The organism is Candidatus Electronema sp. PJ (genome assembly GCF_048287395.1).
Classification (GTDB): Bacteria; Desulfobacterota; Desulfobulbia; order Desulfobulbales; family Desulfobulbaceae; genus Electronema.
On sequence record NZ_JBLWEO010000024.1, the window covers coordinates 16,213 to 31,549 of the forward strand.

The 15,337-nt window shown below is 54.9% G+C and carries 10 protein-coding genes; 7 read left to right on the forward strand and 3 right to left on the reverse strand.

Annotated features, from left to right (window positions below; genetic code table 11):
• Positions 1–115: 115 nt before the first annotated feature.
• The 3 genes from recD to ACNKIB_RS03095 form a co-directional block, all read right to left on the reverse strand.
• Positions 116–1,960 carry an exodeoxyribonuclease V subunit alpha gene (gene recD / locus ACNKIB_RS03085; protein WP_417909078.1) on the reverse strand — a complete coding sequence of 615 codons (1,845 nt, stop codon included), beginning with the start codon at positions 1,958–1,960 and terminating at the stop codon, positions 116–118.
• A complete protein-coding gene (locus tag ACNKIB_RS03090) occupies positions 1,957–4,320 on the reverse strand; it encodes an AAA family ATPase (RefSeq protein ID WP_417909079.1) in 2,364 nt (787 codons plus the stop codon). The genes recD and ACNKIB_RS03090 overlap by 4 nt, the downstream gene beginning before the upstream one ends.
• A gap of 323 nt (positions 4,321–4,643) precedes the next feature.
• The gene (locus tag ACNKIB_RS03095; RefSeq protein ID WP_417909080.1) at positions 4,644–5,729 is read right to left on the reverse strand and encodes an ATP-binding protein; all 1,086 of its coding nucleotides are present in this window, start codon (positions 5,727–5,729) and stop codon (positions 4,644–4,646) included.
• A 211-nt stretch (positions 5,730–5,940) separates the two neighbouring features.
• On the opposite strand from ACNKIB_RS03095, the gene dnaG reads away from it, so the two are divergent.
• The 7 genes from dnaG (at position 5,941) to asnB (ending at position 15,315) form a co-directional block, all read left to right on the forward strand.
• Entirely contained in the window at positions 5,941–7,782 is a 1,842-nt protein-coding gene (gene dnaG / locus ACNKIB_RS03100) for a DNA primase (RefSeq protein WP_417909081.1), read from the forward strand.
• Between the two features lie 179 nt (positions 7,783–7,961).
• Entirely contained in the window at positions 7,962–8,084 is a 123-nt protein-coding gene (locus ACNKIB_RS03105) for a hypothetical protein (protein WP_417909082.1), read from the forward strand.
• Between the two features lie 118 nt (positions 8,085–8,202).
• A complete protein-coding gene (locus tag ACNKIB_RS03110) occupies positions 8,203–9,741 on the forward strand; it encodes a sigma-70 family RNA polymerase sigma factor (RefSeq protein ID WP_417909083.1) in 1,539 nt (512 codons plus the stop codon).
• A gap of 17 nt (positions 9,742–9,758) precedes the next feature.
• A complete protein-coding gene (gene dprA / locus ACNKIB_RS03115) occupies positions 9,759–10,874 on the forward strand; it encodes a DNA-processing protein DprA (protein WP_417909084.1) in 1,116 nt (371 codons plus the stop codon).
• A 39-nt stretch (positions 10,875–10,913) separates the two neighbouring features.
• Complete coding sequence (locus ACNKIB_RS03120) at positions 10,914–13,013, forward strand: tetratricopeptide repeat protein (protein ID WP_417909085.1); 2,100 nt, start codon at positions 10,914–10,916, stop codon at positions 13,011–13,013.
• Positions 13,007–13,162: a tetratricopeptide repeat protein gene (locus ACNKIB_RS03125; protein ID WP_417909086.1), complete on the forward strand. Its 156-nt coding sequence runs from the start codon at positions 13,007–13,009 to the stop codon at positions 13,160–13,162. Before ACNKIB_RS03120 ends, ACNKIB_RS03125 begins: the two co-directional genes overlap by 7 nt.
• A 206-nt stretch (positions 13,163–13,368) precedes the next feature.
• Positions 13,369–15,315 carry an asparagine synthase (glutamine-hydrolyzing) gene (gene asnB, locus ACNKIB_RS03130; RefSeq protein WP_417909087.1) on the forward strand — a complete coding sequence of 649 codons (1,947 nt, stop codon included), beginning with the start codon at positions 13,369–13,371 and terminating at the stop codon, positions 15,313–15,315.
• Positions 15,316–15,337: the final 22 nt, after the last annotated feature.

Here is a 15,337-nt window from a genome sequence, read left to right on the forward strand (position 1 = left end):
TGTTCTCAAGGCCAAGCCCGTCCAAAAGCAGCAGGAGCGGTTCTGGCTCATTCGGTCATAAGCTGGCAAGGGTGTCACAAGGTAGGCAAAGAACTTCATCTGACTTGACTTACCCTTATTTGCCGGAAAAGTCAACGCCATGCAGTTTTTCCCCAAGTCCAGAGTAGCGTTGGGTTCTTGCCCGCACAGTTGTCGCGAGAATTTCTCGATCTGCACAGAGAATCAGCTTGGTCCGAGCGCGGGTAATGCCAGTATAAAGCAGTTCGCGGCTGAGGACGCGGCTTGTTTCTTCTGGTAGCAGGAGCAAGACCTGTTCAAATTCTGAGCCTTGGGCCTTGTGCACCGTGACGGCATAGGCGGTTTCATAGTCAGGCAGGAGCGAGGGCGTGACTGGCTGCAAGGTATTGTCTGGCCGCCGGAACCAGGCTTTTAACTGCCCGCTCCGGTCGCGCCAAAGCAGGCCCGTGTCGCCGTTAAACAGCTGGAGGTCGTACTGATTGCGCAAAATAATGATGGGCCTGGCCTGATCTTGGTTGCGCATCAAGCCCGCCTGGCGCAAAACCGCAGCAGCCAGGTTATTGATCTCCTCCGTGCCGTTTGGCCCTTTGTGAACAGCGCAGAGAAAGCGGAATTTTTCCATGGCGGCAAAGCCCTGTTCCAGCGAAGCTGCACTTGCCATCTCCCGAAAACCCCGCAGGATCTGCGCCCGCAACCAGACCTCCCGCTCGGGGCCTCTGCTCTGTTCAATTTCTAAATCTGGCCAACCTGCGGCCAAGACCTGCTCAACTTCTTCAACCGAACCACTGTTCACGGCTGCGGCCAAGGTGCCAATACCGCTGCTGCCCTGGAAGCGATGGCCTTTGCGCAGCAGAATGCAGGAATCAGCCAGCGGCCCGCCTGGCTTGGCAACAGTGTGCGGGCAGTTGCCCATGAGCAAACGCAGCTGCTCGCCGAGTTGCGCTGACCAAGCTGGCTTGCCATCGCCGCAGAGATCGGCAAAAAGGCTGCCTGCCTCGACTGAGGCTAACTGGCTGCGGTCGCCAAGCAGGATCAATCTGGCCTGTGGCGGCAAGGCTTCTAACAGGGCAGCCATCAGCATCACGTCAATCATCGAGGCTTCATCAACAAGCAGCAAGTCAAGATGCAGTGGGTTGTCGCGGTTGTGGCGAAATTCATTCGTGCCAGGTCGTGCGCCAAGCAAGCGGTGTAAGGTCTGGGCCTGCTCTGGCATGTTGTGGCCCAAGCCGTCTGGAAGCGACTGGCGGGCCGCCCGAATCGACTCATCAAGCCGAGCAGCAGCCTTGCCAGTGGGTGCAGCCAAGGCCATACGGAGCGGTTTGTCGCCGCAGTGCAAGGCTTGCAAGAGGGCAAGAATGCGGGCGGCTGTGTAGGTCTTGCCAGTGCCTGGCCCGCCGGATATTACCAGCAACGGCTTGAGCAAAGCTAAAGCCGCCGCAGTTTGCTGGAGATCAGGCTCGTTGTTATCGTTGTTGCGCGGAAAAAGCCGAGCCAAAAGAGGAAGAGCAGCCTGCGCATCAACCGTGCTGATCTCCCTGGCTCGGCGGCGAAGGTCAGCGGCCAGCAGTTCCTCGCAGCAATGAAAGCGGTATAAGTAGAGCCGATTCTGTTGATCCAGGATCAGAGGCGCAATTTCTCCTGGCTGACCAACTACCCCGCTGGTTAGCAAGCTGTTACGCCAGCGGGAAGGGACGGGCAGCAGGCTCGGAGGGAGTGCAGCGGGTAAAGCAGCGTTCTGGGCCAAAGGCCAGCAAACGTGGCCACTACCCACAGCGGCACTGGCCAGAGTTGCAGCTAGGAGCACCTCTGGAGCTTTCCGGCTCTGGCCTTTAGCCACTTTGCTGACCTGCTTTTCTAGGAAGAGACCAAGGTGCAGATCAAGCCGCCGGATTTCCCCTTGCTCGCAGGCTTGTTCTAAGAGAGAGCGGGTTGAGCGGATCATAGTTCTTCCTCCTCAGCTTGCAGTTTTGCCACAAGCCACTGCGCAAGCAGCGGTACGCAGAAGACCCAGCCGCCGTTCTCCTGCATTAGAATCTCCTTGCGCAGCAGACCAGGCGCGGCTGTTATCAATTCCTGAGGGATTGGCTCCGCCTTGGCCACGGCAGCAAGCAGGCTGCGCTGCTGCTTATTCAATGCCTGCCAGAACTCATCAAAGTAGTAATGCCCGTGCTCAAAGGCAGCAGGTAGAATCTCCTCCACATCGCTGACCTGCGCGGCCTTGGCTTTCTTCCGGTTAAGGTGGTCAACGACCTCTTGGCAGAGCAGCTGGGTGAGATACGGCTGGCCTTGAGTGAGCTGCCAGACCGCTTCAGCCGCAGCCGGTGGCCAGATATCCGGGAACTCCTCCACTGGCGAGCGGATCAGCGCAAGTGCGTCGTCCCGGTCAAGGAAGCTGATGCGCAGGGTGCGGGTGTTGATCAGGTAATCGCTCCAGTACGGAGCCAGCTCCTCTGGCGTGTGCGCACCGGCAAGGAGCAGCGTCCAGCGGTTGCGGTGCTGGATGATATGGCGGAGGAAGTTGAGCGGGGCGCGGCTGCCTGTCGTAGTAATCAGTTCTTCCAAGCGTTCAAACTCATCTAAGCAGACGAGGAAGGTCTTGCTGCTGGCTGCCTGCTCGACCGCATCCAACCAGCCAAGCAGAGCGGCGAATGGATCGCGGCTCAGGTTGTCCTTATCAGGGGCGGGCAAGTCTAACTGCTGCACAGCGCGGGCGGAAGCAATAAGCTGTTCGGCAAAGAGCTGGGCAAAGCCGCTCAAGGTGCTGGACGCAGCTATGCCTTGGCAGTCAACAAAGAGCGGCAGGATGTCCGAAGGCATTTGCTTGGGTAGATAGTTGAGGGCCGAGCTTTTGCCGGTGCGTCTGCCGCCGTGCAGGGCCAAGGTGGGCCGCTGGGCTGAGAGCGTCAGGCTTTCGATCTGGAGGAAGAGGTCGCGGCGGCCTTTGAACAGGTTGCCTGCTCGGTTCGGGTCTAAGGCCGGGCCTGCCAGATACACCTGCGGTATTTCCTCGCTGCGCTTGGCGGATTCCCGCAAGGTGCGGCGTTTGCTTTCCAGGAGCCGCAGCCAATGATCCAGCACACCACCAAAGGTTGTAGCTTGGCGGGCAGAAGCAGCAGCCAAGCCAGTGCGCAGGCGGATGATCTTTGCGCAAACCTGCTCCAGCCGCTGTTCTTGGCGAAAGACAGAGCTGGCCTCCAAGGCCGCGCTGACATCCTGCGAGATATCCAGGCAGTCTTGCAGCTGCTGGCTGGCGAACTTGGCAGGCAGCCAGTCGAGCTGCTCGCGCACAGCAGCAATGTTCTCTGCTTCCTTGCAGCGGCGGAACTCCTCCACGGCAATGGCGACGACCGCTTTGCCTGCGGCCTTCTGTTGATTGGTGGAGGTGATGAGGTAATCAATAGTCTGGCGGGCAGCAGCCTGGTTCTCCTGATAGGCTTCGGCGATGAGGCCGGGAAGGAAAGGCAGGGGGAAATAGATAATCTGGTCGAGCTGCGTGGGCATCAAGGGTAGCTTGGCCGTAGCCTTGCCCGGCCAGAATCTGAGCGGGAACATCCACAGCACCTCTGGCAGCCAGCAATACACCCGCAGTATACCGAGTATAAAGAATGCCACGTTTCCAGTTATGCCTCCCGTAATGCCAAACACCGCCACGCCGACCGCATCCGCTAATGCCACTCCTAATACTACGCCGAATGCCACGCTGGCCGCTATTCCTAACGCTACTCCTAATACCACTCCTAACGCCACGCTGACTGCCACACTTCCTACCACGCCAACTGCCATGGTTCCCCCTATGCCTCCCGCAATGCCTGCCGTCACGCCTCCCATCACGGCTAGTGCCGCTTTTGTAAAAGGATCAGCGACAAGCTGCTTGAGCAATACCGCAGAAGCGACATACAGTACCAGTGCCGCGATAAACAGTATCCAAGCCGTTTTCTCCTCCAGCTTTCTTCGGATGGCTCGGACAACGATCTGCCCCAGCAGCCAGCCTACCAGAAACAGACCGCTCAACCACCAGCCGAAGTACAATATATCAGGCCCAGCAACAAGCCGAGACACGCCTTCCGCCAGCAGCACATACAGGAAGACTAAAACAATCGGTACCAGCGCACTCAGCCACCAGCCCTGCTCATCGTAACGCTTCAGGCGTGGGTTGGCCTTGGCTGCTGCCGAACGGCGGTAGAAGTTATCCCTATAGGGATCGGTAATCTCTGGGCAGATGCTCTGCACGTGCTGCTTGAGGGTGTAGGGCTTGAAGTATATCCAGTACAGCAGCTGGAGGCATTCTTTCACATATTGCATGGGGTGTTCCTTGGTTGGTGCGGAATGTTTGGCCTTGCGAACGCCATGTTCTTTGCTTGAAATACCGCGTTTCCTGCATCGAATGCCTTATTGCCAATAGGAAACGGCTCGTTGCCAGCAGGAAATACCTCATTCCTTGTTGGCAATGCCTTACTCCTTGTTCCAAACGTCACGTTTCCAGCATCGAATGCCTCGTTGCCAACAGGAAATGCCTCATTCCAAGCTGGCAATGAGTCATTCCCTGCTTCAAACGCCTCATTGCCAACAAGGAATGCCACGTTTCCGGTTGGCAATGAGGCGTTTGAAGCCCGGAAAAGCAGCTTCTATTTCCCGATGATCAGCTTCAGCAGCCAATCCAGCACATCTTTCGGGGGCATCTTGCCAGTCAGCAGGGCATAAGCCAGCCCGGTCAGCACGAGCAGCGGTAGAACAAGTGTCAGCAGAATTTTCCTGCACCTCTCCGCATCATCGGCCATTATCCCCAGAGCACTCCGGTATCCCTGCGCAATTGCTTTTATCGACAATGGACGATTCCATAGGCTTTCTTTCTTCAGCTGTTCGCTCTGTGCCGCAAATTCCTTCTTTACCCAAGCATGGTTCTTGCCGTCCCGCTTGGCTTCAAACAGCACCCGTCCTGCAAGCTGGAGCAGATACGGATGCCTGCCGCCCCACTTCCTGGCCAGCGCGCGTTCTTCTAGCTCTAGCGCAGGCGCAAGCGGACTGGGCAGCAGAAGCAGCTCGTCCGCCTCCTCATCCCTGAACTCGCCCAGCCGCAGCAAGTAGGCGTTATTGAACGCATTGGAAGTTAGCTTCTGCTCTTTGACATACACAACTACTGGCTTGCGGCTGGCAACGATGAACATCAATCGACTGGTATCCATCAGGCCCCGCAGGTGATCAAGGAAGCGGTCGCCAAACTGCTCCTTGCGCTTCAGCAGCATCTCGAATTCATCCAAGCAGAAGACCGGCAGTAAGCCACGCCCAGCCAGCAGAGCAAGGGCAGCGGTAAAGTCCTGGCAGGTGAAGGGAGAGACGGTAAGCGCGGCTGCAAGCTGGCTATCTTGAGGCAGGTCTGGGCGGGCCAGCAGCAGCTTTGCCAGAAGCTGAAAGAAGGCATCTTCAGTCGGCGGATCAGCTTCCTGAAAGTCAGCATAGAACACAGCAAAGCGGGCAGGTACGTCCACCCGCTGCTCCCAAGTCCGGTAGAACTGCCAGAGCAGAGACGACTTGCCAATGCGCCGCTCGCCAACCACGTTGACGCTGACTGGCTGCACACCGCTCATCCGGGCCGCAAGGGTGCGTAGCTCATCCTTGCGGCCAACAAAGAGCAGCGGATCGATAATCTTCGGCCCAGCGATAAAGGGGCAGGCTAGGCTGCCTGGCGAACGCGGGGTTCTCGTAAAAATCATGGCTGAGTTGCTCCTCCTTCAGGGCTATGCTGATTGCCAGTTCTCATCAGATCGTCTTGATCTTGCAGGACTCTGTTCCGTGCAACAAGTATTGCTTCCCACTTTTTTTATTTCTCGAAGAAATTCTATTGATATTTTGCCAGTTATAGTGTACCACTTATGGCTGCTTCTAAACAATGCACCAAATTGGCAGAACGTTGTTGGAAAAATCATGACATTCAGTGACTCCTGGGATGAAGCGATCAACCGGGTGCGCGAGGCCGCCGACATCGTGCAAATAATTGGCGAGCATGTCCAGTTACGGCGAGCCGGAGGGAATTTCACCGGACTCTGCCCCTTTCATGGCGAGAAGACTCCCTCTTTCTCGGTGAACCAGCAGCGGCAAACCTACAAGTGCTTTGGTTGCGGCGAGTTTGGGGATGTCTTCACCTTTCTGATGAAATATCAGAATCAGACCTTTCCTGAAACGTTAAAGGCGTTGGCCAGCCGTTACCAGATTAGCCTGCCTGAACCCAAGTTGAACGAAGTAGAGCAGGAACGGCAACGGCGGCGGGAGTTGTTGTACAAAGTCAACGAGGCAGCAGCGCGGCTCTTGCATGAACACCTCCTCAAAGCACCGCAGGCAGAACCTGCCAGGAAGTATCTGCACCAGCGGGGAGTGCCGCCAGAATTCGTGGAACAGTATCAGCTGGGGTATGCCCCGGCTCAGTGGGACTTCATAGCCTCCCGGCTGACAGCCAAATTTCCAGTAGAGGCAGTTGAACAGGCTGGACTGATCGTGCGGAAGCAGCAAGGTGGCTGGTATGACCGTTTCCGCGACCGGGTACTGTTTCCCATCCTAGATTTGAGCGGCAAGGTCGTAGCCTTTGGAGGTCGTATCCTCGGCGAAGGCCAGCCCAAGTACATGAACTCGCCAGAGAGTCTGGTTTTCACAAAGAGTCGTTTGCTCTTTGGTCTGCACCAGCACCGAGAGGCCATTCGCAAAAGCCGTCGGGCTGTTGTGGTTGAGGGCAACTTTGATTTGCTCCTGCTTGACGTGCATGGCATCGGCAATACAGTTGCGCCGCTGGGCACTGCTCTCACCAAAGAGCACGTCCGCACCTTGCGCAGCTATTGCCAGGAAGTGGTCTTGCTGTTTGATGGCGATTCTGCTGGGCTAAAAGCCGCCCGTCGCTCTATTCCGTTCTTTCTCAGCGAGCAAGTAGAGGCTAAAGTGGCCCTGCTCCCGCAAGGGCATGACCCTGATTCTTTAGTGCGAGCCAAAGGAGCGGCAGGCATCCAGGATCTGCTAGAGACCGCCGCACCGCTACCGGAATTCGTCTTTGCCGCCTTAGCTCAGGAACACGGCCTTACGCTCGCCGGGAAAAGTAAAATCATGGCCGAGCTGACCGAACTGATCAAGCATTCCCCTGAACAGGCCCAGCGCAAGCTGATGGCCGCGCATTTTGGCAGTAGGCTGGGAGTGTCACCGGTGGATTTGCTTTTCCCCTCTGAGCAAGAGCAGCACAGGGTAGAAGTACTGCCGCCACAACAGCCCCCTTTGCCAGATTGTGCCCTCCGAGAGCAGGAGCACAAACCAGCTCATGAAATACCTGTTCAACTTCCGATAGCGCAACGGCTGCTGCTGGATTTTCTCGTACTGTATCCTGAATTTTTCAGCAAGCTGACTGAGGGCGGACTGCTTGAGTACGTCAGCAGCTGCGCCGCACCGATCCAGGAAGTTGTTGCTGCCATGCAGGAGCTAACAAAAAAGGGACAGATGGTATCGGAACAGCTTCTTACTACCCTTTCCGCCAGAGGGACAGCGCGGCAATATGTCGCGCAGCTCCTCATGACAGGTGGGGGTGGGGATGTGCCGGATGACGCAGAACAAGGGCAAGAACGCTGCGCTGAGTTGCTGAACTGGCTCCAGGTAGCTAAGAAACAACAGGACAGTGCGAAACTGCTACTCCTGCTTAGACAGGCTGAGCAAGCTGGAGATCACGGGCAGGTGCAGAAGCTACAGCAGAAAGACTACTTAATAAAGGCAGAAAAACAAGCATACGTCAACTAAAATTTCTTGCAGAAAATTGCGAACCTGATAGAGTAGGTTTTATTGAGAGTCATTCTTGACAAGTGCTTTCAGTTGGTAGAATCGCAGGTCTTTTTGTTTAACAAGGCGGCGGAACAAAAAACCACAGCGTGGCCGTAGAAATTTCTGTACAATTTATGCAAAAAGTTGTACATTATATCATGGCAACTGAAAGGCTCGGCAAAGAAACCAACAGCAAGGCGAAACTGAAAGTTTTTTTCGCCGTAGCCCGACAGATGACTGGCAAAATCGGGCAGTGGGGCGGCAGTCGTCGTCAGGGTTGAGACACTGGCCGAGGCAGGGTGTAGAAAAAAGGGAAACACGAACGAGGGGAAGGACGGAATCGGCGGATTCCGTCTGAAGAGCAGCTGAGTTTTTTGACGGTACGGAGGAGGTATCTGCGTGAAGAACCAGTTAGAGTTATTGTCTTCGGAAAAACTTTATGAAGACGAAGAGGATGTAACTCATGGCCTAGATGCGGACACCGAGGTGTCTGGGGATGAATACGGCAGTGAGAGCGGACATGAGGAGGAGAGGCCAGTTCCAGATGAGTTCGGTGCTGATCCAATGAATATTTATCTCCGCGAGATGGGGGAGCTAGACCTGCTCAGTTATCACGAGGAGATTGAGCTGGCCAAAAAAATTGAAGAAGGCGAGGCCAGGGTACAGAATGCCGTCCTTCAGTTGACGATGGGATTGGAGGCCCTCAACAGTCTGAGAAACGGTCTGCTGCAAGGCAACCTGCGTATCGGCTCTGTGCTCAACGGGGTATCAGAGAACGACGACAGTGGACTGGCTGCAATCCGAGAGGCCTTCGTTGAGGCAGTGGAAAGAGCGAACCGGCTGGATCAGCAGCGAGTTGCCTTGTTCCGCCAACTCAAAGAGAAGCTCGGTAATCCAGAGGAAGAGGAAGCGCTCACCGATGGCATTCGCCATGTCGGCTTGGAGATAGCGAGCCTATTTCAGCAGTGGCGGGTGAGTTTTCGGAGTCTGCTGTCAGTAATCAAGACAGTAGAGGAGTTCAGCGAAAAGTTCCGCGAAGTACGCATTAGAGCCAGGCGGGAAATGCTCTTGGCCGACAAAGCCGGGGAGCATCATGCAGACATTGACGAGCTAGAGCGGCAAATTAGCTTTGATCTGGCAGAAACAGTGGGCATGGATTGCCGCAGCTTCAACTCTCTTTTCACCGAAGTAAAGATCGGTCGCCTTACTGCCAAGCAGGCCAAGGAAGCACTTGTTCGGGCCAACCTCCGCTTGGTAATCTCTATCTCCAAAAAATTCCTCAACCGAGGCATGATGCTTGCCGATCTGATTCAAGAGGGCAACATCGGCCTGATGAAGGCAGTAGAAAAATACGATTACAATCGGGGCTACAAATTCTCCACCTACGCCACGTGGTGGATTCGTCAATCTATCAATCGAGGCATTGCTGATCAAGGCCGCACCATTCGTTTGCCGGTACACATGATTGAGGCCATCAATCGGATGCTCCGTTTCACCAGAGAATTCCAGCGGGCTGAAAGCCGGGAGCCTACCCCGGAGGAATTAGCCGCCCAGTTGGACACTGATGTCGAGTATATCAACGCGGCACTGAAAACGGCCAAGGATGCTATCTCCTTGGATGCGCCAGTCGGCGATGAGGAAGACACCTTACTCAGTGACTTCATCATTGACGAGATTAATCCTGACCCCCAAGAGATATCCATCGCGGAAAGCCTGAAGCGTTGCTTGTCCAAAGTCATGGACGAGCTGACTGAACGCGAGGCGCAGGTTCTGCGCTTACGTTACGGCATTGAAGTTGCCTGTGACCACACCTTAGAAGAGGTTGGCCAGTGCTTTGCTGTGACTCGGGAGCGCATCCGGCAAATTGAATCCCAAGCAATTAAGAAGTTGCGTCATCCTAACCGCAGTTGCTACTTGGAGCCATTTGTGCGTGACTGACTCATTTATCATTGCTGATGTGCAGCAATGATGAGATCAGGGCATGGCTGGTTTTAGCAGCCATGCCAGGACTGGGTTGCATACTGATTCACCGTCTCATAGCCGCTTTTGGTAGCCCGCAAGCAGCCTTGGCCGCAGGTCAGGCTGTTATCCAAGTTGAGGGCATAGGGCCAAAACTGGCTGCTCTCTTTGCCAATCCAACCGCTCTTGCTCGAGCCTCTTCCTGGGCTATTCGTGAGCAAGAGCGAGCTGCGGCAGCTGGAGTACAGCTCCTCTCGTGTACAGATCCCCGTTATCCCCCTTTGCTGCGAGCCATTCACGATGCCCCTGTGCTGCTTTGGTGTCGAGGCGATCTCTCCCATCTTCAACACTCTGCTGTTATTGCCCTAGTTGGTTCTCGTGCTGCTACTAGCTATGGCCGCAAGATAAGTTTTCTCCTTGCCCGGCAACTGAGCCAAGCTGGTTTTACGGTGGTTAGCGGCCTGGCCGAAGGTATTGACGGCCAAGCCCATGCAGGTGCGCTGGCTGCTGGAGGAAGCACTGTTGCGGTGCTGGGCAGCGGGGTAGATATCATTTATCCGCACTTTCATGGTCATCTCTATAAGCAGATCCAGGAAAAAGGCCTGTTGATCAGCGAATATCCTCTGGGCACACCAGTTGATGGCTTCCGTTTCCCAGCGCGAAACCGGATTATTAGCGGTCTGTCTTTAGGTGTGGTGGTAGTTGAGGCCTCTGCCAAATCAGGTTCTCGCATCACGGCTCAACATGCCTTGGAACAAAACCGCGAAGTCTTTGCTGTGCCAGGTCGAATTGATTCACCGCAAAGTGAAGGCACCCACCGCCTGATTCAACAGGGAGCAAAGTTGGTTCATTCGGTTGAAGATATTCTCGCAGAACTGCCGATGACAACAGGCTATGAGCAAGAGGCAGTTGAAACGCCACCTCCTCTCCCTGAAGATCTTTCTGATTTGGAAAGAAAGCTGCTCAGTCTCCTTGCAAGCTCTCCGACTGACATTGAAGAATTGACGGAAAAAAGCGGCCAGCCAGTAGCTGCTCTGCATGGCCACCTTCTCGAATTGGAGCTGAAGGGCCTGATCCGGCAGTTGCCTGGCCAGCAGTATGAGCGAGTCTAACGCGGCAAGGCCATGTTTCTACAAATATAGGAAAAGATTATGAGTGACGAGCAGCAGAGCAACCAAAACGACCATTTTGGCCAGCTGAATTTTCATCCTGCCCACCTGCGCCAAGAAATCAGGGACTGGCTGATTGATCCAGCTGGACTACCCCTGGTTTTGCAGGGGGAACATGGCATTGGCAGGGAATACTGCCTGCGTACAGCCTGCTTTAACCAGAAATTGCACGACCTGCCCTGGACTGTGCTCTCGGTTGATTTGGCCCTTCAACACAACCGTGATCTCAAAGAGCTAACTGCTTGGCTGGCAACGCAGTCAGAAAACAAGAAAAAGGGCCTGAACTTGCTTGCACTTCTGGCCGAAGCCTTTCCTGGCATTGAACAAGGCATAGCAACTGGGGATGCCCTCTCGCTCACCCTGGTGTTCAGCGTTACTGGCATAATTAAATTTGCCCGTGCCCTGCTTTCCGCCTGTACGATCCCAACTGAATCGCTGCCTGACAACAATCCCTCGAATGCACTCCGCCGTTTGCTGGAACGCATCCTTGTTGAATGCAATCTGATCCTCCATTTCCGCAATGCAGATCAAGTGGATATGGGTACAGCCAACCTTTTTCTCACTCTCGGCGACCTTCTGGATCAGCAAGCCCTGGAAGAGCAGCAGCAAGGCCGCCTGCTGCTGGCCTTTGCCTGTTCCGCAAACGTTCGGCCAGTAGAGTTACTGGGTCGCAGGCGAGAGCACCTCAAAATTTTGTCGGTTGAGGGGCTGACGATAGGGCAGCTGCGGCAGTGTATGCAGAACAACTTTTCTCCCAACCGCTTCAGCGAGGAACTGCTGTCAGCCCTGCATTTTTCCGGCAGAGCCAAAGAAGAAGACCAGCTCTGTGCGCCTGGCTCAATTGCCAGCGCAGTGAATGAATTGCTTGGCAACAAGGTACTAATCTGGGAAAAAGACTGCTGGATCATCAACCAAAATGTTTCCGAAAAGCGAATCAACACGGTTATCGGCCTGCCACTGTGTGATTTGTACCGTGAGCGGCTTGCAGGCATTGCCCCAGAGCTACGGCCGTTAGCAGAAGATTTCATGAGGCTGGCTGGTCTTTGCCGTCAGTGGATACCGCAGCAGCTCCTCTTGGCCTACATGGGCCTAGATGACGCAACCGGCGATTGTCTGCTGGATAGCCTGGAAGAGGTCTTTATTGAACAGAAACCAGCCCTGCTCATAGATGAGGAAGGCCGTTATCCAGGCTTTACCAAGAATGCTATCTACCGTTTTACCTTCCCTTTGCTGGCTGTATCTCTGCGGCCAAGGAAGGGCAGCAAAGAACCAGAAAAGCTGCTGGCCTTTTTGGCCGAGCAAATGCAGCCCAACGACCGAGCAATGGCGGCCCTGTGCTGGCAATTGGCGGAACAAGCCGAGTCAAACGTCCAGGAACAATGGCGGGAGAAGCTAGCCTGGTTCTTTGCCCCAGAATTGGCCGAGCAGTTCGCGGATATGCTGCTGGCCAAGCTGCAAGCCGGGCTGCTTGCGCCAGGCGCACTGCTGGAAAGAGCAAAGAATGAGCATCAACAGCAACCCCTTCATTTTTTGCAGGCGATTATCTCTGCTTGTGACCGCTGGTATCAGGCTCAAGGCGGGGTGCCGAATAATCAGGATGGGGCTTTATTTCTTTCTCTCTTCGGTCTCCTGCTTACTCAACTCGGTCGCTACGAAGATGCCTTGGTAAAACATCAACTAGCACTAGCTATGCGGCAGCTGGTACTGCCCAAAAACCATCCGGACATTGGAAGCAGCTTCAACAATATAGGCTTGGTGCTGAACAACCTTGGTTGCCACGAAGAAGCCTTGGTAACACATGAAGCAGCCCTGGCTATCCTCCAGCGTGTGCTACCTGAAGACAAACCGAATATTGCAAGCATCCTCAACAATATAGGCTTGGTGCTAAACGACTTTGGTCGCCACGAAGAAGCTTTGGTAAAACATGAAGCAGCCCTGGCGATTAAGCAGCGGGTGCTGCCTGAAGACCACCTGGACATTGCAAACAGCCTCAGCAATATCGGCTTGGTGCTAGACAAGCTCGGTCGTTACGAAGAAGCCTTGGCAAAACATGAAGCCTCGGCAATATCGGTTGGGTGCTGAACGACCTTGGTCGCCACGAAGAGGCCTTGGCAAACTATGAAGCAGCACTGGCTATACGGCAGCGTGTGTTGCCTGAAGACCACCCGGACATTGCCAAAACCCGCCGGAACCTCCAAAGATGCCAGGAAAAGTTGGCAAAGCACAAGTGAGCCTGGCTGCCATACCTCCAAATAGAGCCGGGCAGACACAGGGGTCTGCCCAACAAATAACGCAGGTACGCAGGCGATAATGAATGCGCAGGGTACCCATCAGAGTGTCTAGTGGGTACCTACCAGCGTGTCTGATGGGTACCCTCCAGATTGTTTACTGATGCAAGGGCACCGGGTTTACCAAGTATGGGACGATAGATAATAGCATGTGTGGCATTACAGGCATAGTAGAGCACAGAGCAGATGCTGCGCTTAGGCAACGAGTACAGCAGATGACAGCAGCACTCTGGCATCGAGGGCCTGATGATGAGGGCATTTGGACAGACGAGGCAGCAGGTATTGCCCTTGGCCATCGCCGCCTAGCCATCCTTGATCTGTCCCCAGCTGGACATCAGCCTATGGCTTCGGCTTCTGGCCGTTACCTGATTATCTTTAATGGTGAGATCTACAATCATCTTGAGCTACGCCAGCGGTTGCCAGGCCAAAGCTGGCAAGGGCATTCTGATACGGAGACCCTACTGGCCTGCATTGAGGCGTGGGGGCTTGAGGTAACGCTACAGCGTTCTGTCGGCATGTTTGCTCTGGCTGTTTGGGATCAAGAGGCGAGGCAACTGGCTCTAGCACGGGATCGAATGGGCGAAAAGCCGCTCTATTATGGCTGGCAAGGCGGTACGTTTCTGTTTGCGTCAGAGTTGAAGGCGATGAAGGCGTATCCGTTCTTCAGCGCAGAGATTAACCGTGATGCGCTGACGCTGCTCCTGCGTTATAATTACATCCCAGCCCCGTTTTCGATTTATACAGGCATCTACAAACTCAGTCCTGGCACCTTCCTGAACATTCCCTTTGGCCAAGGAATTACTCAGGCTCAGTGTGCACAGCCTGTATCCTACTGGTCACTCCTGGAAACCGCCCTGGCAGGGACACGCGAGTCTTGCCACAGCAGTGAAGCAGAGCTGCTCACGGAGTTGGAACAGTGCCTAGGAGATGCGGTCGCGGGCCAACAGTTAGCTGATGTACCGCTAGGAGCTTTTCTCTCTGGCGGCATTGACTCCTCCTTGATCGTTGCCTTGATGCAGGCCCGTTCCTCTCTGCCAGTAAAAACCTTTACTATTGGCTTCAGCGAGGTAGGGTATAACGAGGCTGAACATGCCCGCGCTGTGGCCCAGCATCTGCATACGGAACACACTGAGCTGTATGTTAGTGCGGCCCAGGCCTTGCAGGTGATTCCTCTTCTGCCAACCCTGTACGACGAGCCTTTTGCTGACTCCTCACAGATTCCCACGTATCTAGTAGCGCAGATGACGCAGCAACATGTGACGGTTGCTTTGTCTGGGGATGGTGGTGATGAGCTGTTTGGTGGGTATAGCCGTTATTTCTGGGGACAACGCATTTGGCGTAAAGTGAGCTGGTTGCCTTTGCCTCTGCGTCGCTTGTTAGCAAGACTGATCACTGCCTTATCGCCCCAGCACTGGGACTACCTGGCCCAGGCGATAAAGGGACAGCGAGGCCTGCTGCTCGGCGACAAGGCCCACAAGCTGGCAGCACGGCTGCATCATGTGCTTGACTTAGATGACCTCTATCTCAGTCTAGTGTCGGCATGGCATGAACCAGCAGCCCTTGTTTGCGGTAGTACCGAACCTGAAACCCTGCTCACCCACCACGCTGCCTGGCCTAACTTGCAGCCCTTTGAACTGCGTATGATGTATCTTGATACCATGACCTACCTGCCGGACGATATTCTTTGTAAGGTGGATCGGGCCGCAATGGGTGTATCGCTGGAAACCCGGGCACCGTTTCTTGATCATCGGGTGGTAGAGCTATCCTGGCGTTTACCCTTTAGGATAAAGATTCGCAATAGCCAGGGCAAGTGGGCCTTACGGCAATTGCTTTATAAGCACGTTCCGCGCCAGTTGATTGAACGCCCTAAACAAGGTTTCGGCATTCCGCTTGCAGAATGGTTACGCGGGCCGCTGCGTGACTGGGCAGCAGATCTCTTGCATCCTACCCGGTTACATAAGGAAGGGTATTTCCAGCCTGCCCCGATTCTGCAACGCTGGCAGGAACATCTGACAGGCAAGCGGAACTGGGAATATTCTCTTTGGTCAGTGCTGATGTTTCAGGCTTGGCTGGCAGCGCAGCAGGGCAAGGGTTGAGCACATGTGGCCCTACTGGTTG